This window comes from Faecalibacterium sp. DFI.5.82 (assembly GCF_029076575.1).
Classification (GTDB): Bacteria; Bacillota; Clostridia; order Oscillospirales; family Ruminococcaceae; genus Faecalibacterium; species Faecalibacterium duncaniae.
The window spans coordinates 1-503 of the sequence record NZ_JARFIS010000052.1; the positions used below are offsets into that span (position 1 = coordinate 1).

Consider the following 503-nt stretch of genomic DNA (forward strand, 5'->3'; position numbering starts at 1 on the left):
CCTGATAGAGCGCCAGCGCACCGCGGGTGGATACGCCGCTGACAAAGCCGCTCTGTGTACTGGTGGCTTCCACGATGTCCATAAGGTAGTGCTTGACTTCCTCGGAGACCTTGACCTCCCGGAAAGCCGTGCGGACGTATGCGGTCTCCTCGGGAGTAACGACGGCCTGCAGCTCGTTCAGCACGGTCTGGGCCGAGGGGCGGGAGAGCACCTCCAGCTCCTGCTCCCGGGTCATATAGCCCAGCGACAGCCGCATGAAAAAACGGTCCAATTGGGCATCTGGCAACGGGAAGGTGCCAAAGGATTCCAGCGGATTCTGGGTGGCCAGCACCATAAAGGGCTCAGCCAGGCGGCTGGTCACGCCGTCCACGGTTATCTGCCTTTCCTCCATGGCTTCCAGCAGGGCCGACTGGGTACGGGGCGTGGCGCGGTTGATCTCGTCCGCCAGCACAAAGTTGGTGAAGAGCGGGCCGGGCCTGAACTCGAACTCACCAGACTTCTGG

Annotated in this window: 1 protein-coding gene; it reads right to left on the reverse strand. The window is 62.4% G+C overall.

The features are described from left to right. Positions 1-503: AAA family ATPase (locus tag P0G09_RS15515; RefSeq protein ID WP_275253096.1), on the reverse strand; the 503-nt coding region annotated here is incomplete at both ends.